General features: G+C 45.4%; 23 protein-coding genes. All 23 read right to left on the bottom strand.

Going from position 1 to position 18,116, the window contains the following annotated elements; all coding sequences use genetic code 11:
- Positions 1–20: 20 nt before the first annotated feature.
- Positions 21–1,115, bottom strand: a complete 1,095-nt coding sequence (flhB, locus tag ACAN54_RS01310; protein ID WP_379151374.1) for a flagellar biosynthesis protein FlhB — start codon at positions 1,113–1,115, stop codon at positions 21–23.
- A gap of 21 nt (positions 1,116–1,136) precedes the next feature.
- Positions 1,137–1,922: a flagellar biosynthetic protein FliR gene (gene fliR, locus ACAN54_RS01305; RefSeq protein ID WP_379151371.1), complete on the bottom strand. Its 786-nt coding sequence runs from the start codon at positions 1,920–1,922 to the stop codon at positions 1,137–1,139.
- A 10-nt stretch (positions 1,923–1,932) separates the two neighbouring features.
- Positions 1,933–2,202 carry a flagellar biosynthesis protein FliQ gene (gene fliQ, locus ACAN54_RS01300; RefSeq protein WP_379151368.1) on the bottom strand — a complete coding sequence of 90 codons (270 nt, stop codon included), beginning with the start codon at positions 2,200–2,202 and terminating at the stop codon, positions 1,933–1,935.
- Between the two features lie 22 nt (positions 2,203–2,224).
- A complete protein-coding gene (gene fliP / locus ACAN54_RS01295; RefSeq protein WP_379151365.1) occupies positions 2,225–2,989 on the bottom strand; it encodes a flagellar type III secretion system pore protein FliP in 765 nt (254 codons plus the stop codon).
- Entirely contained in the window at positions 2,979–3,515 is a 537-nt protein-coding gene (locus ACAN54_RS01290; RefSeq protein ID WP_379151362.1) for a flagellar biosynthetic protein FliO, read from the bottom strand. The genes fliP and ACAN54_RS01290 overlap by 11 nt, the downstream gene beginning before the upstream one ends.
- Before the next feature lie 9 nt (positions 3,516–3,524).
- Positions 3,525–3,890: a response regulator gene (locus ACAN54_RS01285; protein ID WP_379151359.1), complete on the bottom strand. Its 366-nt coding sequence runs from the start codon at positions 3,888–3,890 to the stop codon at positions 3,525–3,527.
- Between the two features lie 27 nt (positions 3,891–3,917).
- The gene (gene fliY / locus ACAN54_RS01280; protein WP_379151355.1) at positions 3,918–5,210 is read right to left on the bottom strand and encodes a flagellar motor switch phosphatase FliY; all 1,293 of its coding nucleotides are present in this window, start codon (positions 5,208–5,210) and stop codon (positions 3,918–3,920) included.
- Positions 5,200–6,198, bottom strand: a complete 999-nt coding sequence (gene fliM / locus ACAN54_RS01275) for a flagellar motor switch protein FliM (RefSeq protein ID WP_379151351.1) — start codon at positions 6,196–6,198, stop codon at positions 5,200–5,202. The genes fliY and fliM overlap by 11 nt, the downstream gene beginning before the upstream one ends.
- A gap of 37 nt (positions 6,199–6,235) precedes the next feature.
- A complete protein-coding gene (locus ACAN54_RS01270; RefSeq protein WP_379151348.1) occupies positions 6,236–6,703 on the bottom strand; it encodes a flagellar basal body-associated FliL family protein in 468 nt (155 codons plus the stop codon).
- Complete coding sequence (locus ACAN54_RS01265; RefSeq protein ID WP_379151345.1) at positions 6,700–6,924, bottom strand: flagellar FlbD family protein; 225 nt, start codon at positions 6,922–6,924, stop codon at positions 6,700–6,702. Before ACAN54_RS01265 ends, ACAN54_RS01270 begins: the two co-directional genes overlap by 4 nt.
- Before the next feature lie 121 nt (positions 6,925–7,045).
- Positions 7,046–7,864 carry a flagellar basal body rod protein FlgG gene (flgG, locus tag ACAN54_RS01260; protein ID WP_379151342.1) on the bottom strand — a complete coding sequence of 273 codons (819 nt, stop codon included), beginning with the start codon at positions 7,862–7,864 and terminating at the stop codon, positions 7,046–7,048.
- Between the two features lie 123 nt (positions 7,865–7,987).
- Entirely contained in the window at positions 7,988–8,371 is a 384-nt protein-coding gene (locus ACAN54_RS01255; RefSeq protein ID WP_379151339.1) for a TIGR02530 family flagellar biosynthesis protein, read from the bottom strand.
- A complete protein-coding gene (gene flgD, locus ACAN54_RS01250) occupies positions 8,368–8,850 on the bottom strand; it encodes a flagellar hook assembly protein FlgD (RefSeq protein ID WP_379151336.1) in 483 nt (160 codons plus the stop codon). The genes ACAN54_RS01255 and flgD overlap by 4 nt, the downstream gene beginning before the upstream one ends.
- 24 nt (positions 8,851–8,874) lie before the next feature.
- Positions 8,875–10,341 (bottom strand): flagellar hook-length control protein FliK, encoded by a 1,467-nt coding sequence (locus tag ACAN54_RS01245; RefSeq protein WP_379151333.1) that lies wholly within the window; start codon positions 10,339–10,341, stop codon positions 8,875–8,877.
- A 25-nt stretch (positions 10,342–10,366) separates the two neighbouring features.
- Positions 10,367–11,314: a MotE family protein gene (locus tag ACAN54_RS01240; RefSeq protein WP_379151330.1), complete on the bottom strand. Its 948-nt coding sequence runs from the start codon at positions 11,312–11,314 to the stop codon at positions 10,367–10,369.
- A gap of 18 nt (positions 11,315–11,332) precedes the next feature.
- Entirely contained in the window at positions 11,333–11,776 is a 444-nt protein-coding gene (fliJ, locus tag ACAN54_RS01235; protein ID WP_379151327.1) for a flagellar export protein FliJ, read from the bottom strand.
- A gap of 6 nt (positions 11,777–11,782) precedes the next feature.
- Positions 11,783–13,108 carry a flagellar protein export ATPase FliI gene (gene fliI / locus ACAN54_RS01230; RefSeq protein WP_379151324.1) on the bottom strand — a complete coding sequence of 442 codons (1,326 nt, stop codon included), beginning with the start codon at positions 13,106–13,108 and terminating at the stop codon, positions 11,783–11,785.
- Positions 13,089–13,940: a FliH/SctL family protein gene (locus tag ACAN54_RS01225; RefSeq protein ID WP_379154085.1), complete on the bottom strand. Its 852-nt coding sequence runs from the start codon at positions 13,938–13,940 to the stop codon at positions 13,089–13,091. The genes fliI and ACAN54_RS01225 overlap by 20 nt, the downstream gene beginning before the upstream one ends.
- Positions 13,933–14,949, bottom strand: coding sequence for a flagellar motor switch protein FliG (gene fliG / locus ACAN54_RS01220; RefSeq protein ID WP_379151321.1), 1,017 nt, complete (start codon positions 14,947–14,949; stop codon positions 13,933–13,935). Before fliG ends, ACAN54_RS01225 begins: the two co-directional genes overlap by 8 nt.
- Positions 14,950–14,953: 4 nt before the next feature.
- Positions 14,954–16,543, bottom strand: coding sequence for a flagellar basal-body MS-ring/collar protein FliF (gene fliF, locus ACAN54_RS01215; RefSeq protein WP_379151318.1), 1,590 nt, complete (start codon positions 16,541–16,543; stop codon positions 14,954–14,956).
- A 34-nt stretch (positions 16,544–16,577) separates the two neighbouring features.
- The gene (gene fliE, locus ACAN54_RS01210) at positions 16,578–16,886 is read right to left on the bottom strand and encodes a flagellar hook-basal body complex protein FliE (RefSeq protein WP_379151315.1); all 309 of its coding nucleotides are present in this window, start codon (positions 16,884–16,886) and stop codon (positions 16,578–16,580) included.
- Positions 16,887–16,913: 27 nt separating this feature from the next.
- On the bottom strand, positions 16,914–17,363 hold the full coding sequence (gene flgC / locus ACAN54_RS01205) for a flagellar basal body rod protein FlgC (protein WP_379151312.1): 450 nt from the start codon (positions 17,361–17,363) through the stop codon (positions 16,914–16,916).
- 6 nt (positions 17,364–17,369) lie between these two features.
- On the bottom strand, positions 17,370–17,777 hold the full coding sequence (gene flgB, locus ACAN54_RS01200) for a flagellar basal body rod protein FlgB (protein ID WP_379151309.1): 408 nt from the start codon (positions 17,775–17,777) through the stop codon (positions 17,370–17,372).
- Between the last annotated feature and the right edge of the window lie 339 nt (positions 17,778–18,116).

Genomic DNA, 18,116 nt, shown 5'->3' with positions numbered 1-18,116 from the left:
TGTCCTCAACCTCCCCCGACTTATCTCCTCTTACCTTTAAGCTTATATACGTAGGCTAGTACTTCTGCAACTGCCTGGAACAGATCCGCAGGCACTACATCACCAATCTCCGCTCTTTGAAACAACGCCCTCGCGAGCGGTTTGTTCTCCATAGTCATAACCCCATGCTCCTTGGCCAACTCCCGGATGCGGAGCGCTACATGATCCTGGCCTTTTGCAATAATCTGTGGTGCTTCCATTTGAGAACCGTCGTATTTCAAAGCGACTGCAAAGTGTGTAGGATTGGTAATAATAACATCCGCCTTGGGTATCTCTTGCATCATGCGCTGCATAGCCATTCTTCTCTGACGCTCCCTGATCTTGCCTTTGATAATGGGGTCGCCTTCCATTTTTTTGTACTCATCCTTAATGTCCTGCTTCGACATTTTGAGGCTTTTTTCGTGCTCATATTTCTGATAGATGTAATCAAGAGCCGCCATGATTAACAAAGCCGCTCCAATTTTGATGCCGAGACTCATGGTGAGCTTAGCAGCGAACCGAAAAGCCCCTTCGGCATTCACATGAGACAATGCTGCAAAGCTTTCTTTCTGTCGCCAAAGCGTGCTATATACCAGATAGGCGATCAACACTAGTTTGAAAATCGATTTTAGAAACTCCACAAAAGAACGCATGGAGAAAATATTCTTGAATCCTTTGATCGGGTTAATTTTACTGAACTTTGGCGTGAGCCCTTCACTGGTTGCCATAAAACCCACCTGAGCCAAGTTAGCCACTAGGGCCAGCACAAAGGTAATTAAGAACAGCGGGGCCAGAAGAATAAGCATCTGCAAGCCATAGCTTTTAAACATCTCGGATACATTTTCCGGAGTCACTTGCATCAACATACGGTTCTGAAATACATCCGTATATAATGTAACTATCCGTTCTTTTATGAAGCTGCCAAACATCCTTAAGGTTAACAAAGCAGATAGCAATACCACAGCACCAGACAGTTCTGCACTTTTGGCTACCTGACCTTTTTTACGGGCGTCCTGCCGCTTCTTCGGGGTAGCCTTTTCTGTCTTGTCTCCCCCAAAATGCTGAAGATTAAGCCTATAACGTCTTGTCTTCGGCATCGCTCTCCCCCTTACAGCCACCTAAGGACTTTTCCCTATCAAGCCCAGCAAATTGTGCATAGACTCAAACATTATGTCGAATAAATTCTGGAACAATCCTGCCAGACTAGGCATCAATAGTAAAAGCAAAACAAGTCCAATAATGATCTTGAGCGGAACCCCGATGACAAATACGTTATACTGTGGAGCCGTTCTGGCCAAAAATGCTAGTCCAATATCCGTAAGAAAAAGTGCTGTAACCAGAGGAGCCGATATTTGAAAAGCCAGCATAAATGACTGTGAAAACGAGCGGACCAGAAATTGTCCCAGGCTTCCGTCTATCATTTTAAACAGTAGATTATTATCTATTGGAACCCACTTATAACTGTATACAATCGCATCCAGCATATAATGGTGTCCGTTCATACTCAGAAACAGCAACAGGGCAATCATATACTTGAAGTTCCCGATGACAGGAGCTGAAGTCCCGGTCATTGGATCAATAACATTGGCAATACCAAATCCAATCTGGATATCGATGAATGAACCGGCCGTCTGTATGGCCATAAACATCAGATAAGCAATGAAACCGAGCAGCAAGCCAATTAAGGCTTCGCGGGCAATCAACAAAATATATGACAGATCCTGTGGAACAGTGATGTTCGTCCCTCCTGAGCTGAAAACAACCATCGCCACAAAAAAGGATAATCCAATTTTGAAGGTGGTTGGCACTCCCTGTGAAGAAAAAACCGGTACCACAACAAAAAAAGCGGAAATTCGACAAAAAATCAACAAAAAGACGGGGAAACTTTGCAACAAGTTATCCATATCCATCCTTTTAACCGATGTACATATGGAGATTGCCCAAAATTTGTGATGTAAAGTCTACCAGCTTCGTAATAATCCATGGTCCGAACAACAGCAACGCGAGCATTACAGCAACAATTTTCGGTATAAACGCCAATGTCTGCTCCTGAATCTGCGTCGTGGCCTGGAATATACTGACAATCAGTCCTACCACCAGACCAAGAATCAGCATGGGAGCGCTTGTTTCGAGCACTAAATATACGGCTTGGCCGGCTAGACCAATAATAAATTCCGTATTCATCCCTTATGCCTCCTCTTGCATCTCAGGTGTTAAAACTTAACAACAGTGATTTAATGACTAAGTACCACCCGTCTACCAGTACAAAGAGCATTATTTTGAATGGTAATGAAATCATTACCGGCGGCAGCATCATCATCCCCATCGCCATCAGGGTGCTGGCTACCACAATATCTATAATCAGAAAAGGTATAAAAATCATAAATCCCATCGTAAAGGCTTTTTTCATTTCTCCGATAGCAAAAGCGGGCACGATCACTGTCAAAGGAATATCGCTGTATGTTGCAGGCTTAACTGAAGCCTTGTTACCGGTATAATTCATAAACAGCAACAAATCCTTGGTATTAGTCTGCTTGAACATAAATTCCTTCATGGGATCTGCCGCTTTGTTAAGCGCCTCGGTCTGCGTAAGCGTCCCCTTCATGTACGGCTGTAGCGCTGTCTCGTTCACTGTCGCCAACGTCGGAGACATTATGAAGAGTGTCAAGAACAAAGCTAGTCCTACAAGCACCTGATTGGGTGGCATCTGCTGTGTTCCAAGTGAGGTTCTCACAAAGCCTAGAACGATGACAATCCGGGTGAAACTGGTCATTAGTACAAGAAATGCCGGTGCCACGCTCAGAATCGTTACAAGAAGCAGAATAGAAATGGAACTGGTACCACTACTCGAGCCATTACTGCCTCCAACCTTAATATCAATATTAGGGATTGGATCTGCATGAACGGGGTGAATCAGTAGTGCACTGAATACAACCAATAGTAGTAAGGAAAAAATCAGTTTATTTTTCATAATCCCTCGACTCATCCTTGAGTTCATCATCACGAAGCAGCTCTTCCATTTTCCCTTTACGCTCTGGTGCCAGCGCAAGCTTGGATTGTAGTGTCTCGTAAAAAGAGGATGTTTCATTAAGTTCAATTTCCTGTGATGGTACTTCTCCACGGAATTTGGCTTTTATCTTGGCAATGAGTGGCAGAAGAATGTTATTCTGCCCTGAAGTTTGATCCTCAAATGCCGAAATGATTATCGCTACCTCAGCCGGGTCGGTGATTTTATCCAATATGGATATATTCTCACCGACCCCGATCAGATAGAGGCTGTCTCCAAGCTCAATAATCTGTATGGACTTGTTAGGCCCAAGGCCTAAAGCGCCTAGCGTACGGATGGAACGCCCACTCATCAGAGTCTGATTGCGGCGTCCCAGAAAACGGATAAGCAATACTATAAGCACAACAATAACCGCAAGGACAAAAATAACATTTAACAAATTCAGCAGATTGTTACCTGTTCCCAGATGCGGTTCTACAGTGACTGGCATAACTACTTATTACACACCCAGTGTTTTGTTGATTGCTTCAATAACACGGTCTGCCTGGAAAGGCTTCACAATAAAGTCCTTAGCACCCGCTTGGATTGCGTCAATAACCATAGCCTGCTGACCCATGGCAGAACACATGATGACTTTGGCGCTGGCATCTACTTTTTTAATTTCTTTAAGAGCGGCAATGCCGTCCATTTCAGGCATTGTGATATCCATCGTAATCAAATCGGGACGAAGCTCTTTAAATTTCTCAATAGCCTGTGACCCGTCCTGGGCTTCACCCACAACCTCAAATCCGTTTTTCGACAAAATGTCACGGATCATCATTCTCATAAATGCTGCATCGTCCACGATTAGAATTCGGTTAGCCATTTTTACAAAATCCTCCCTAAGTACGCTTTATTGTAATTTTTGAATTCGGTCCCACTGGCTGACGATATCCGTTACGCGAACACCGAAGTTTTCGTCTATAACTACGACTTCCCCTTTGGCAATCAGCTTGTTGTTAACAAGGATGTCTACAGGTTCACCAGCTAGCTTGTCCAACTCGATGATTGAGCCTTGCGACATTTCCAGAATATCTTTGATCTGCTTCTGGGTCCTTCCTAATTCTACGGTTACTCTCAGTGGTATGTCCATCAATAAATTTAAATTATTTTCGTCAATATTCCCAAAAGCGCCTGAGCTTAAGTTAGCAAACTGCACCGGTTGAACATTTACATTACGGTTAGGTGCGGGCTGCTGAGGCGGAGCCTGCTGATAAGGCATTCCTTGAGGCGGCATTCCATAAGCTGGCATCCCATAACCTGGCATTCCTGCAGGAGGATAATAATATCCTCCCTCCGGCATCCCCGGGTAGGCCGGCATACCTTGTGGCGGATATGGCGGTGGAACCGCTCCAGGCTGTGCTGGAGGCGTTTGCTGCACTGGAGGTGCTGCATGAGGTTCTGGGGTTGCTGACGGCTTAGGCGGAGCCTCTACAGCCGCTGCTGTCTCCTCTTCAGCTTGCGAAACATCTCCCAGAAGCATAGTCACCATATCTTTAGAGAACTGTACCGGAAGCAACTGCATAATGGTTGAATCAATGAGATCTCCAATCTTGAGCCGGAAGGATATCTGAATGAGTGTCTCATCCCCCGGAAGACTGCCAACGCCTTCTCCGCTAGACATATTCAGAATGTCGATTCCCGGAGGGGAAATATTCACAAAACGGTTAAATATAGTCGACATGGATGTAGCAGAAGAACCCATCATTTGGTTCATCGCTTCCTGAACCGCGCTGATGTGAATTTCATTCAGCTCTTCATCCTTAGGATCCCCTTCACCACCAAGCATTAGATCAGCAATGACCTGTGCATCTCTGATTTTAATGACCAAAGAATTGATGCCCTGAAACCCGTCTACATATTGTACATGTACTGCTACATGAGGTTTTGGGAAGGCTTCTTCAAATTCTCCACGTGTGATAATGGATACTTCAGGGGTAGTGATATCAACTTTCTTACCCAGCAGGGTTGACAGAGCAGTTGCTGCACTCCCGAATGTGATATTCCCTATCTCACCCAGTGCGTCCTGTTCAAAGGGGGTCAAGTAATCATCCACCGACTTTTTCGAAGGTGCTGACGATCCTTCCGCCGACTGTCTGAGCAGAGCATCTATTTCTTCTTGGGACAAATAATCTTTACTCGTCAAAATCTTCAACTCCTTCGCTGACTATCTCGTCTATTTGTACAGCTACACGCTCTTTAATCATCCCAGGACTTCCGATGAATTTCAGCTTGTCCCCCACCTTGATTGACAGTCCTGAATCCACATTCCTGTTGAGAGAAATGACGTCGCCGACGTTGAGCCCGAGAAATTCAGCAATGGATAAACTCGATTCACCCAACTCCGCCACAATCGGCAGCTGCGCTCTCTGAACTCTCGCCCGGATGGCCTCAAGCTCAACTTCATCCCGCGCTTTTTTTTCAGAAACAAACCATTGGTGTACGGACAGTCTGGACATGATAGGTTCAAGAACAACGTGCGGTATACACAGGTTGATCATCCCTGTCGTATCGCCAATTTTAGTACTTAAGGAAATAAGTGCTATGGTCTCATTGGGTGATACGATTTGCATAAATTGAGGATTTGTCTCCAAAGCCTCCATACGGGGATTGATATCAAGCACTGTCTTCCAGGCTTCCTGCAGGCTTTCAAAGCATCTGCTGAAAATCCTTTCCATAATAGTTGTTTCAATTTCAGTCAAAGCATTGATTTTGGAAGGTGCTGTTCCAAATCCCCCAAGCAGTCTATCCAGCATGGCAAAGGCTATATTCGGATGCACTTCCATCACCATTCGGCCTTCGAGCGGTTCAGCTTCAAAAATATTTAAGATCGTCATTTTCGGAATAGAGCGGATAAACTCATCATAAGGGAGCTGCTCGACTTGAACGACATTGATCTGTACGAAGGTGCGCAATTGGGCCGAAAAGTACGTCGTAAGATAGCGGGCAAAGTTATCGTGTATCCGGGTTAAGCTTCGGATATGATCCTTTGAGAAACGAACAGCCCGTTTGAAATCGTAAGAGCGGATTTTTTTCTGGGTTTCTTCTTTTTTCAGTTCGTCAGCATTCATTTCACCGGATGAAAGCGCGGCAAGCAGAGCATCAATTTCGTTTTGTGATAGTACATCAACCAATTCAATCACCCCCCTATCAAGAATAATCCTTCAGCAGCTACATGGAAGCCAAAATGAATTTAGTGAATTCGATCTGGGTTATAGTGCCTTCGGTCAAATTCTTATTAATTATATTCACCAGCTTGCTGCTGAATTGATCTTTGCCGCTAGCCCCATTGAGTTCTTCGGGCTTGGTATCGGCAATCGCCTTGATAATAAGCGGCGTGATTTTAATGGCCTTTATCTTTTCGAATTCTTCCTTGGACTTCGCAGAATCCAATTGGAACGCGATGTCTACTGAAAGGATATAATCGGGATCGGCAAGATTAGTTTTGATATCAGTGATTTGTGCAGTCAGTTCGACAATCTCATCAGCGCTGAGTTTTTTGGTCTCTACTTTCTGGACTGCCGTATTCACGTCGTTCGAATCACTCGGAAAGATCTTATCCATTAGTAAAAATGCAGCTACTACAATAAGAGTTATTGCTAATAAAATTGTAACGAGCCACGGCAGCATCTTCTTCATGAAAGCTCCTCCATTGACTGGACTTTAATGGTGGCAGCGTATGTGCCAATGTCCCTGTTATATTCACGGATCTTACGGATGACTTCATCGGCCTTTTCCAGCACAATCAGTCTTTTTCCAGTTACGAGCGTAATGTACGTATCCGGACTTTCTTCTACCATTTCAACCAATAAAGCATTTAAAAACATAGATGTACCATTCAATCTGGTTACCGAAATCATAACAGGCCTCCTAACAAAAAATAGGGGGAGGAGTTCCTCCCCCACGACTTCGCAATAACCTTTACACCAGAAGGCGAAACGTTACCATTATACAGCTAGTTTCTGATTATGGCTCCTCAAATTACCGCTTGAGGTTAACGACTTCCTGAAGCACTTCATCGGAGGTCGTAATGATGCGGGAGTTGGCCTGGAACCCGCGCTGGGAAACAATCATTTCTGTAAACTCACTGGTCAGATCCACATTTGACATCTCCAGTTGACCAGCTACAATTGCTCCTGTCCCTTCTTCAGTATTGTTGGCTGTTACGGGAGTGAGGGCTCCATCAGCGTTGGCGTTCAGCGTCATCCGGTAAAGATTGCCCCCGATCTTTTCCAAACCCTGTGGATTGCTCACCTTGGCCACACCGATTTTCGTATCAGAATCAATGGTTCCGTCTGCTAACGTCTGAAGAATTGTTCCGTCAGTAGAGATGGAGAATCCAGTAGCTCCCTCGTTCAATTGAATTGGATCACCATCTGAATTCAGCACATGAAGGCCATCCGAGGTTAGCAAATTCCGGCTGGAATCCACATGGAAATCACCAGCACGGGTCAGGAAAGGTGTCGCCTGATCTTCAGAGAGCTTCACCAGGAAGAAACCATCACCATCAATACGCAGGTCTGTCGGATTATTGGTTGTCATGGCACTACCAGCCAAATGCAAGGTATCGATCGAGCCAATACTGACCCCAAGCCCGATCTGCTTGGCATTCACCCCACCCTGACCACCATCAACAGGTGCTGTTACTCCAGATACCGTCTGGCTCATGATGTCTTTGAACATTACACGGCCTGATTTAAATCCAATGGTGTTAACGTTAGCAATGTTATTCCCGATAACGTCAAGCTTAGCCTGGAAACCGCGCATTCCTGAAACCCCTGAGTACATAGATCTTAACATTAATAAATTCCTCCCGGATTATGGAGTTCTGGAACTCCGTATTTATATTGAAATTGTTCATTGAGCTGTGGCCGCGTCAGTCGGTCGGCGGCCAATCCGGCTCTCCAGTAAGGACCAGCCGGTTTAAGAAATAATCACTGCACTATCAATTTGAGTGAATACATTGTCCTTCATGGAACTTCCATCCATAGCAGTTACTACTGTCCGGTTTGCTACACTTACAATTAAAGCCATATCGTTCATTAAAATAAGTGATTCTTTACTGCCTTTGGCTGCGGCCTTATCCACTGCAGAAGAGATCTGATCCAATTGGCTGCGGCCTAGTTCTATGCCTCTTTGCTCTAAACGTTTGGCTGCGTGATTGCTAAACTTCAGCATGTTCTTTTGCAGCACACTTTCAAATGAAACATCCGAATTCACAGTGTTCTTAGCGTTAGCTGACCTTTGAAGTGCCGATGGATGAACACTGGCAGGATACAACTGACCTATTGTAAGTCTGTCGCTCATGATACCGCCCCACCATCAGCAGCACCTGTAATATCAGCCGTATTTCCTGCTGTCGTTGCAGGGTTCTTAATTTGCAGAACCTCAGTCAATGCTACTCGATCTTTACCTACAACAGCGTACTGTACCCCACCGCTGACTACTATAGATTCTACGTTTCCTGATTTCGCCTGCTCAGTCGTTTTATCCGTCCAGGTTATTTCTTTGCCAATCAGACCCGATACCGCACCAAGCGACTGATTCATTGCAGTCATTTGTGTTGAAATATTCATTAGCTGTTCTACAGAGGAGAACTGGGCCATCTGGGCAATAAATTCCTTATCCTCCATTGGTTGCATTGGGTCCTGATTCTGAAGCTGGGTGATAAGTATCTTCAGAAATTGATCCTTGCCGAGTGTTGATTCACCTGTAGTTTTTTTGGAACTGTCAGGTACTGAATAATTCCATTGATCCTGTGTAGAAATAGGATTAGTTGATGCCATTTTTTTCACCTCGCTTGTCCTATGTTATGCCTTGGCTGAGAAACCTCCGTCTTCAGAGCTGTTAACCTGTTGATTGTTTGCAACCCATTCTTTCCATTCACCATTCAACTCAGCTGCGAGCACTGCATCACCAATCTCCTCAGTGCGTTCTCTGGAACGTCTTTCTTGTTGCTGAGCGCCTGAACCTCCACGACCCTGTTGACTGCCACTGTACTGGGACTGCAACGGTGTGTTGTTCTGGGTAACTTCCAGCTTCTCTACTTGAAGCCCTTGAGATTGCAATGCGGATCTTAACTGGCTCATCTGTTGTTCTAGAATATCTTTGGTTCCCGAATTCAGTGTTGAAAACTGGGCTACCAGATGGCCGTTCTGCATAGTAATCTTCACATCCACTTGTCCGAGATTCTCCGGGAACAAAGTAATCGAAGCCTCAGCTACGCCGCCCTTTTTGATAATCTCGAGTTTGCCAGTAATAAATGAAGACATTTCTTGAGCGAAACGATGAACTGGAACAGGCTGTAGTTCTGCCTTAAGCGGTGTGGTAATTCCGTTCTGCAAGGAAAGTTGACCGGCAGTTATGATTTCATTATTTGCTTCAGATGGCTTAGCACTAGAAATAGTCTCTGTAATCACTTCGCCTTTAGAGGCTTCCACCAATCCGGCTGTTTTGGCCTGAGGCATGGCAATGACATCGGAAGCATCCTCCGATACCGTGACAGCAGGAACAGCAGCAGCGTTCTCAGCTTTGACTGTAGCCGTTTGAGTTGTACGCAGGTCTGTAAGAACAGGAGCTTTCACTTTTGCATCTGCTACGGAGTCCGTTTCAGACAATGCTGTCAAAACAACCGGTGAGGTCTCTGCGCTTACTCCTGTTTTAGCTTTAGCTTTATTATCAGAAACCTGAGTTTCTGCCAGGATTGCTGTGAAATTATTCAACATCGCAATGCCATCGGAGGCTGATTTCTCATCTCCTGCTGCAGCAGATTGCTGAATCATACTAACCAAGGTATTAAGTTCATCTTGAACCGCAAACCGCAAAGTCTCCGGATTCTGTGCAAGTGGGGACAAAGCTGCTGTAGAACTGCTTCCAGTATCTGCTTCAACGCCTCCTGCAGTACCTCCAGACAACAATGCAGATACCTGAATCAACCATCCTTGCAATGCTGCCATCAAGGCAGGATCGCTACTGATACTGTCATCCAGCTTCTCCACGTCTTCCGCAAGTCCTTGCAGCTGTTCGGCACCTTTGACTGTACCTTCTGCGCCTGGTTCACCACCAGCTGCTTGTACAGCGTTCATAAGACCTTGCAGCAAGGAAGCTAAGTTGCCTAGAGCTGCAGGAACTGTTGTTTCTTGGGTCTGTGCCCCTCCCATGCTCTGAACAAGAGTTTGAGCAAAAGGTTGAACGGGCGTTGTACCACTAGCTGCCGTTGATTTTCCACTAGCCGCGGCAGTAGTACCGCCACTCATTGATTGAACGACCAAACTCATTCTTTTTCACCTCCTTTCAAGTGGATTATTTGCCGCCCATCAGCCGGTTTACAACTTTAGCTGTCTGATCGCTGTCTTTCTTGGTCATCTCCCCAAGAATGGATGAACGTACACTATCGCTAACTGTATTAAGAATCGTGATCACTTTATCAGGACTGATCTTGTACATTGACACTAGCAGAGAAGCAGCATCTGCAGCAGGCATTGTAGTAAAGGTCTGGCTCAATTTCTCTTTATCCAGATTAGCTGTTGTTGTGGCTGTTGTTGTAGACGCCGCAGCCTGCTTCAGTCTGGATTGAAGGGCCGCAATAGCCATATCGGTTGAGTTCGTTGTTTCTTTTAGCTTAACCGATACATCTGCTGCTTTTTTGGGATCCATTTTTTCTAAAATCGCTGTTTTACTCGCATTATTCATCACACTGAAGATTTGCACCATTTCATCCGTGGTTAAGTTCTCCATAATCGGAGCTGCCTTGGATGCTTTCATTCCTGCATACAGCTTTGCCAGTTCAGTCACCTGCTTCACATAAGGATCTGCAGATTCCCCTGTACTAGCTGCAGCAGCCGTAGCTTCCTCTTTCATTCCGTCGATCTGTTTTTGCAACGCTTCTGTCTTGGCCATCTGATCGGTCTTGTCTTCATTAGCTTTCTTAACCTGCTCCGCCTGAGCCGCCAGCTGGCTTTTCAGTTCCTTGATCGTGGTTTCTGAACTCGCAGCCTGTTCTTTAATTTGCTTCTGCGGATCCGTTTCTGCATTCTCACCAGTCGCTGGATCTGGATCTGGAACCCATTTCTCCACCACAGGGATTTTGTTTGCAATCGAAAACACATTTTGGCGGATATCCATATTAAACAGTGTCAACAATACACCAAGCAGTACTAGTGTAAAGATGATCGGTATCATTAAAAATAAAAACCGTTCAAATTTACTGGCAGACCCTTCATTATCAAATTCCATTTCGTTATTAGCCACTAGCGGAAACCTCCTGGGTTAGAGGGATTTCATCGCGAAGCGGACGGTAGCCATCTCATCCAGTTCGTTTTGTTCCCGTAAAATCATGTTATGCTGAAAAGCTGTCAGTGCTTTGTCCTTGGCTTTCAACCATACCTTTTCATCCAGAACCTTTGTGCTCAGGTGGTCCTGTTTATGCCGAACTTCGACATGTGCACGACTGACATCCGAATGCTTCCGGGCAATGCATTGATCCAAGTAATCTACATAATCCTGCATTTCTCGGAGTTTAGACAACGGTGTTCTCTGTTCAGCCGCGTGCTGCAGTGACTGCATTAGCTCAAGCCGCTGCTGAATCAAGTCTTCAAGACTTTTCTCATGGGCCTGCAGTTCTCCGATTGCACTTGAGAGCAACCACTCTGCCTGTGTTTTTTCATTTCCTTTCAAGTCCACCACTTTTTGAAAAGTATAATGGAATCTCACGATCTATCAACTCCTTGAGAACTGAGAAATTAAAGACTCTTGGACCTCGGCTAGCGTAACCTTCTCATTCACCTTCTGTTTGGTGAAATCCCAAATGCTATCAATATAATGGATCGACTCGTCAATCTGCGCATTGGAGCCTCTTTGATAGGCACCAATATTAATCAAATCCTCAGAATCTTTATATACCGCCATAAGCCTTTTCACATTCTCGGCTGCAGCAATCTGTTCCTCGGGAGCAATATCATTCATCACACGACTGATGCTGGAAAGTACATCAATGGCCGGGAAATGTCCCTTATTGGCAATATTCCGGTTCAGCACAATGTGACCATCCAGAATCCCTCTAACAGCGTCGGCAATGGGCTCGTTCATATCATCACCGTCTACAAGAACAGTATAAAAAGCGGTGATTGATCCTGAAGGCCCCGTTCCGGCTCTTTCAAGCAGCTTCGGCAAGCTTGCGAATACTGAAGGTGTGTAGCCCCGCATCGCAGGAGGTTCACCTACTGCTAGTCCTACCTCACGCTGTGCCATAGCATATCTTGTGACTGAGTCCATCATCAGCATGACATTCAAGCCGCGGTCACGAAAATATTCGGCAATCGTGGTAGCAATTAATGCTCCCTTGATTCGGATGAGTGCAGGTTGGTCAGATGTTGCTACAACAACGACTGAGCGTTGCAGACCTTCCGGACCGAGATCGCGTTCGATGAAATCAAGCACTTCTCTGCCCCGTTCTCCGATCAAGGCAATCACATTCACATCTGCTGATGTATTGCGTGCAATCATACCCATGAGCGTGCTCTTACCGACCCCTGACCCTGCAAAGATACCCACACGCTGGCCTTTTCCTATGGTAAGCAATCCGTCGATCGCCCTAACTCCAATACTGATTGGTTCTTGAACCCGTGGGCGGTTGAGCGGATTGGATGGAATATTGAATGTTGAGCTGTGCGGCATTCTTGCCGGAATAAGAGAGCCATCAAGCGGCTGTCCCAGACCGTCAAGCACCTTGCCAAGCAGTTCAGAACCCACTTGTACACTTAGCGGTTTGCCAGTACCCACCACATCACAGCCAGGTCCGATTGCTTGCAGCTCACCAAGCGGCATCAGCAGAACCTTATTGTCGCGAAAACCAACAACTTCAGCCTGCAGCGGCTTATTGCCTTTAGCAGGGTAGATGTAACATACATCCCCTATGCTGGCATCCGGCCCTTCTGACTCAACCATCAGACCTATCACCTGGGTGACTTTCCCGTTGATTCTGACAGGGTCAAAATTCCGCAATTGCTCCTTATACCGTCCACTGTCAAGCATCCTCTTCCCCATTTCTGTTCTCATCGGTGTCCAGTGCTATTCGAATCAGTTCTTTCTTAATTTCGGCAAGTTGTGTATCTATTCGAGCATCAATACTGCCAAATGATGAACGGATAACACATCCATGATCCCTAACCGTTGAATCAGGGAGGATCTGCAGTTCCGCTTGCGAATCAACCGCCATCGCCAGTTCTTCCCTAGCTGCATTGACAAAGGAAAACTGTGAAGGTGACACACATAATGAGATCAAGCCCTGCTCACGTTTGCGCGCAAGATTCTTACGGATCAGATCCATTGCGAACTGCGGCTCCACAGTCAATTGCTTGTCCACAATTTTCTCAGCAATATCACAACTGAGTTCTACAAGAAAGGGCTCAGCCTCTTGAATAATTACTTCTTTGGCCCGATAAGCATCCTGAAGGACCTGCCTTGCTTCCTCCATCATCTCGGACAGCTTCCGCGACATTTCTTCCTCAGCCTTTGCGAGCCCTTCCTGATAACCCTGCTCATAAGCCTCTGATTTGACTGCCTCTACAAGATGCTCATCTTGTTCCCTGCGCTGACGCCACCATTCTTCAGCTTCCGTCCTTGCCGACTCCACAATATTCTCCGCTTCCTGCGCTGCGTTCCTGACCTGTCCTTCGGCAAACTCCTGTGCATCCTTCAGCATTTGCTTACGGGCCTGTTCTGCTGTTTCCCTAGCGGAGTCCTGATTATGCAACTCACCTGTCGCTTCATCAGAAACAGTAGGCACCCCATCCAGACCTGCATGCTGCCTGGCTTGTTCCAACCGCTTCAGTACATCAACCGGAACATATTGTGAATGCTTGATCAGCCTAGACAATGATGTCATCTCCTCCACCACGGGCGATGATTATTTCACCTGATTCTTCGAGCCTACGAATTGTTCCTACGATACGTGTCTGAGCTTCCTCGACATCACGCAGCCGCACTGGGCCCATATATTCCATTTCCTCCCGGAAGGTTTCGGCCATCCGCTTGGACATGTTCCGGAAAATAACATCCCGTACTTCCTCGCTGGCCACCTTGAGAGCCAATTGCAGATCGGCATTTTCGATATCGCGGATAATCCGCTGAATCGAGCGATTGTCCACATTGACGATATCCTCGAATACGAACATCCGTTTTTTGATTTCTTCGGCGAGCTCCGGATCCTGAATTTCCAGGGAATCCAGAATCGTGCGTTCCGTCCCGCGGTCAACACCGTTGAGGATTTGCACAATCGATTCAATACCACCGGCATTGGTATAGTCCTGTGTTACTGTAGCGGACAGCTTTTGCTCCAGTACCCGCTCAATTTGTGTAACAACCTCCGGAGAGGTACTGTCCATAATCGCAATTCTTCTGGCCACTTCAGCTTGCTTCTCCTGTGGAAGCGAAGACAGAATAGATGCCGCTTGTTCAAATTGCAGATAGGACAATACAAGTGCTATGGTCTGTACATTTTCATTCTGAATAAAGTTCAGTATCTGGTTAGGATCAGCCTTACGGGCAAAATCGAACGGCCGTACCTGAAGAGTTGCCGTCAGACGATTGATAACTTCCAACGCCTTAGTCGAACCCAGAGCTTTCTCCAAAATCTCTTTGGCGTAATTGATACCGCCTTGCGATATATATTCCTGCGCGAGACAGATCTGATGGAATTCTCCCATGATTGACTCTTTTTCTGAACTATCGACCTTACGGACATTGGCGATTTCCAGAGTCAGCTGTTCGATTTCTTCATCTCTCAAATGTTTGAATATTTGCGCCGATACCTCGGGGCCTAGTGTGATAAGCAGGATGGCCGCCTTTTGACGGCCGCTAAGCACCTGCTGAGCGGCTTTTGCCATTATTTCACCTCTGTTCGTCTGCTAGCCATGTGCGCAGCAGATTTACGAATTCATCCGGTTTCTTCTTCGCCAGACTTTCAAGCTGTTTACGAACCTGACTTTCGTTCGTCACACTCTCCATATTAATCGACGGGAATTCGGTCGGCATCTGGAGCGGAATATCTTCTTCCACTTCTTCTTCCGCCTTCTTCTTGCGGCTGCGGTAGATTAGGTAACCGCCTCCTGCACCCACCAGCAAAGCAGCGGCTGCAATAGCCCAAATCATCCAAGTTGCAAGCCCGCCCAAAGTTGTGCTAGTCTCCGTATTTCCGAATTGCTGGGAATATACCGAAACTTTTTTTGCTAAATCCGCGTCTGTATATGTGACACCCGAGTCAGCCAAGGATGCTCGTACGATATTCACCAAAATGTTCTGTATTGCCGATGATGTAGCGGAATCCAAAGTTTTTTCTCCGTTAGGTGGTTCAACCGCAACATTTATGGTTAAGTCTTTAACAGAATATGGACTCGCAATAATATCCTTAGTGATATGGTTCACTTCAAAGTTCCTTGTCTCCGAAGACTCCTCAGAAGAAGAAGTTCCTGAACCTGTATCCGCTGGATAACCTGCAACATCCTGCGAGCCCGTGCCCGCAACCCCTCCGGTAGTGTTTCCCTGGCCCGAATAGGAATTGCTGATAATCTGCGAGCTGATCTCAATCCCTTTCATATTCTCCGTATCTACCGGTGTAACGAGTTTCTCCTGTCTGTTCTCCTTATCAAAGTTCAACTGAGAGAACACCAGAACGTCAACTTTATCCGGTCCAGTGAGAGTACTAAGGAATTGCTTTACATTCTTTTTAACTTCCTCTTCAAATTTCTTTTTGAGAGTAAAGTTTTCTTCCACCTGACTGGAAACTCCAGCTTGTCCGCCTCTGGCCGTTGGCATTAATTCGACTTCATTATTGGCAATCGTAATGTTGTCAACCGGCAGATTAGGCACAGCAGTCTTCACAAGATTGAAGTAACCATCGATATTTTCTTGTGAAGGTCTAAATCCAGGGTCAAAGCTAAGCACTACTGAAGCCGAAGCCTGTTCTTGGTCCTCCTGGGAGGCAAAAACAGTTTCCTTAGGCAGATTGATCAGGACTTTCGCATCCTTGATTCCCTGCATTCTTCTCATTAGCTGCTCTACTTCACCATTCAAAGCATTGTTGTACTTCACATTAAATTCGCTGTCCGTTGTACCAATCATCGATGAAGATTCGTCAAAGACCTTATATCCGATGGAACCCCCCTGCACAATCCCCTGTGAACCAATGTCCACTTTGATCCGGGCGGCATCTGTACTTGGGACGGAGATGCTTTTACCATCAGGACTCAGACGATAGGAAATTCCAGCTGTGTCCAGGTAATTCATTACTCCGGCTGAATCGGTACTATCCAAATCTTGAAACGCTACTTCGTATTCTGTTTTCGATAATTGCATCGATAAAACTACGATTATGATGATTATGATAAACAGAGTTGAGAAAAATAATATTTTCTGTTTACCGCTGAATCCATTCCAATACTGGGTAACTTTTTCCCGGTACTGGGCAAATCTTTCATTCACAGTGTCACCCCATCCGAAACTAAGCTAAGATTAATTAGATTTGAGTTCTCATAATTTCTTGATAGGCTTCGATCACTTTGTTCCGGACTTGTGTAGTCAACTGCAAACTCAGCAATGCCTGTTGGGAAGATATCATAGCTTCATCAATATTGACCTCACCCAGGACAAATTTATTACTCATATCTTTTGCCTGTTGTTCTTGATCCGCCACCTGATTCAGAGCATCCTGCAAGTAGGAACTAAAGCTTTGGCCTGAATCTGCAACGGGTGATGACTCAGCGGAAGGGGTTTTCATGGCTAATGGCTTAATCGCCTGCGCCCCTATACTTAAATTCTGTATCAACTGTTTACCTCCCGGTATGATTATATTTTACCGCCCGATTTCGAGCGCCTTGCTTACCATTGATTTGGATGCATTGAGCATCGTGACATTAGCTTCATAAGATCGAGATGCTGATAGCATATCCACCATTTCTTTGGTGATATCCACATTTGGCATGTATACATATCCATTAGCATCCGCATCCGGATGACTTGGGTTATAGACAGGCTTCAGCGGTGATGAATCTTCGATGATTGATTGTACTTTAACCCCTTGGCTCCCACCACTGCTCATCTTTGACTGCAGAATATTGGAGAAGCTGTCATTCTGAGCTGCTTCCAGTACAACCATCTTTCGCCGATATGGTACAGCTTTACCATCGACTACAGAGGCTCTCGTTGTCTCAGCATTGGCAATGTTAGAGGAAACCACATCCATTCTCAGCCGCTGGGCGGTTAACGCTGATGCACTGATTCCAAAGCTGCTACCAAAGTTCATTTCTCATTATCTCCCTTCAACCGCTGTGCGCATCATGGTTATTTGGCTGTTCAACTGCTCTACATATGCATTGTATCTGAGCTGGTTCTCAGCACTTAGTGCCTGCTCACGATCCATATCCACATTATTGTCGTTATTGTTCATTGAAGTTGTTTCATCCGTACTAACTACTGCTGTTGGTACTAAAGTACCTGTTCCGAATTGGAAGTGCCGGGAATCTGTCACCTTCGCATTTAGTGTTGACTTCAGTCCACTCTCCTGTTGCTGTAAAAAGCTCTCAAAGTTCACATCAGAGCGTTTGAAATTTGGAGTGTCAACGTTGGCTACATTATTAGCCAGAACACTTTGTCGTTTGGTGGCGGCATCTAGGCCTCCCTGCAATCTTTGAAAACTGACACTGTTCAATAAACCCAATGGAAATCCCCCTTCCAAAGCTTTGTAATGAATAGAATTCCACAAACCTCTTACGAATTCCTGCCTGATTCGACATAAAAACCTAATTTTCTTCCACTACTGCCGAATATAGGTCGAAAGTTGTCGATGGACAAAAATAATGTCAATTCCACATACATTGATTCTCTTAGAATTTGTATATTATTACAATAAGAAATAAGCCCTATCTTTTCTGAAAAGAGAGGGCTTAAAGCATATTTTTTCTATTATTTTACTTTTAAACACCAATATCTATCTCTATTTTACATATAATTACACTAAATTCGTCTTATAAACGACTTTTTTGCAAACATCTAATTC

Source organism: Paenibacillus diazotrophicus (assembly GCF_042610465.1).
Note: the sequence above shows the minus strand (reverse complement) of the source record. Positions and strands in the feature narration are given on the sequence as shown.

Excerpts from the sequence above, each read along its gene's own strand:
- fliQ (WP_379151368.1), bottom strand. The coding sequence starts at position 2,202 with ATGAATACGGAATTTATTATTGGTCTAGCCGGCCAAGCCGTATATTTA.
- ACAN54_RS01255 (WP_379151339.1), bottom strand. The coding sequence starts at position 8,371 with ATGAGCGACAGACTTACAATAGGTCAGTTGTATCCTGCCAGTGTTCAT.
- fliP (WP_379151365.1), bottom strand. The coding sequence starts at position 2,989 with ATGAAAAATAAACTGATTTTTTCCTTACTACTATTGGTTGTATTCAGT.
- ACAN54_RS01290 (WP_379151362.1), bottom strand. The coding sequence starts at position 3,515 with ATGCCAGTCACTGTAGAACCGCATCTGGGAACAGGTAACAATCTGCTG.
- fliG (WP_379151321.1), bottom strand. The coding sequence starts at position 14,949 with ATGGCAAAAGCCGCTCAGCAGGTGCTTAGCGGCCGTCAAAAGGCGGCC.
- fliI (WP_379151324.1), bottom strand. The coding sequence starts at position 13,108 with ATGGGGAAGAGGATGCTTGACAGTGGACGGTATAAGGAGCAATTGCGG.
- ACAN54_RS01285 (WP_379151359.1), bottom strand. The coding sequence starts at position 3,890 with ATGGCTAACCGAATTCTAATCGTGGACGATGCAGCATTTATGAGAATG.
- fliR (WP_379151371.1), bottom strand. The coding sequence starts at position 1,922 with ATGGATAACTTGTTGCAAAGTTTCCCCGTCTTTTTGTTGATTTTTTGT.
- flhB (WP_379151374.1), bottom strand. The coding sequence starts at position 1,115 with ATGCCGAAGACAAGACGTTATAGGCTTAATCTTCAGCATTTTGGGGGA.
- ACAN54_RS01270 (WP_379151348.1), bottom strand. The coding sequence starts at position 6,703 with ATGAAGAAGATGCTGCCGTGGCTCGTTACAATTTTATTAGCAATAACT.
- ACAN54_RS01245 (WP_379151333.1), bottom strand. The coding sequence starts at position 10,341 with ATGAGTTTGGTCGTTCAATCAATGAGTGGCGGTACTACTGCCGCGGCT.
- flgD (WP_379151336.1), bottom strand. The coding sequence starts at position 8,850 with ATGGCATCAACTAATCCTATTTCTACACAGGATCAATGGAATTATTCA.
- flgG (WP_379151342.1), bottom strand. The coding sequence starts at position 7,864 with ATGTTAAGATCTATGTACTCAGGGGTTTCAGGAATGCGCGGTTTCCAG.
- flgC (WP_379151312.1), bottom strand. The coding sequence starts at position 17,363 with ATGAACTTTGGTAGCAGCTTTGGAATCAGTGCATCAGCGTTAACCGCC.
- ACAN54_RS01265 (WP_379151345.1), bottom strand. The coding sequence starts at position 6,924 with ATGATTTCGGTAACCAGATTGAATGGTACATCTATGTTTTTAAATGCT.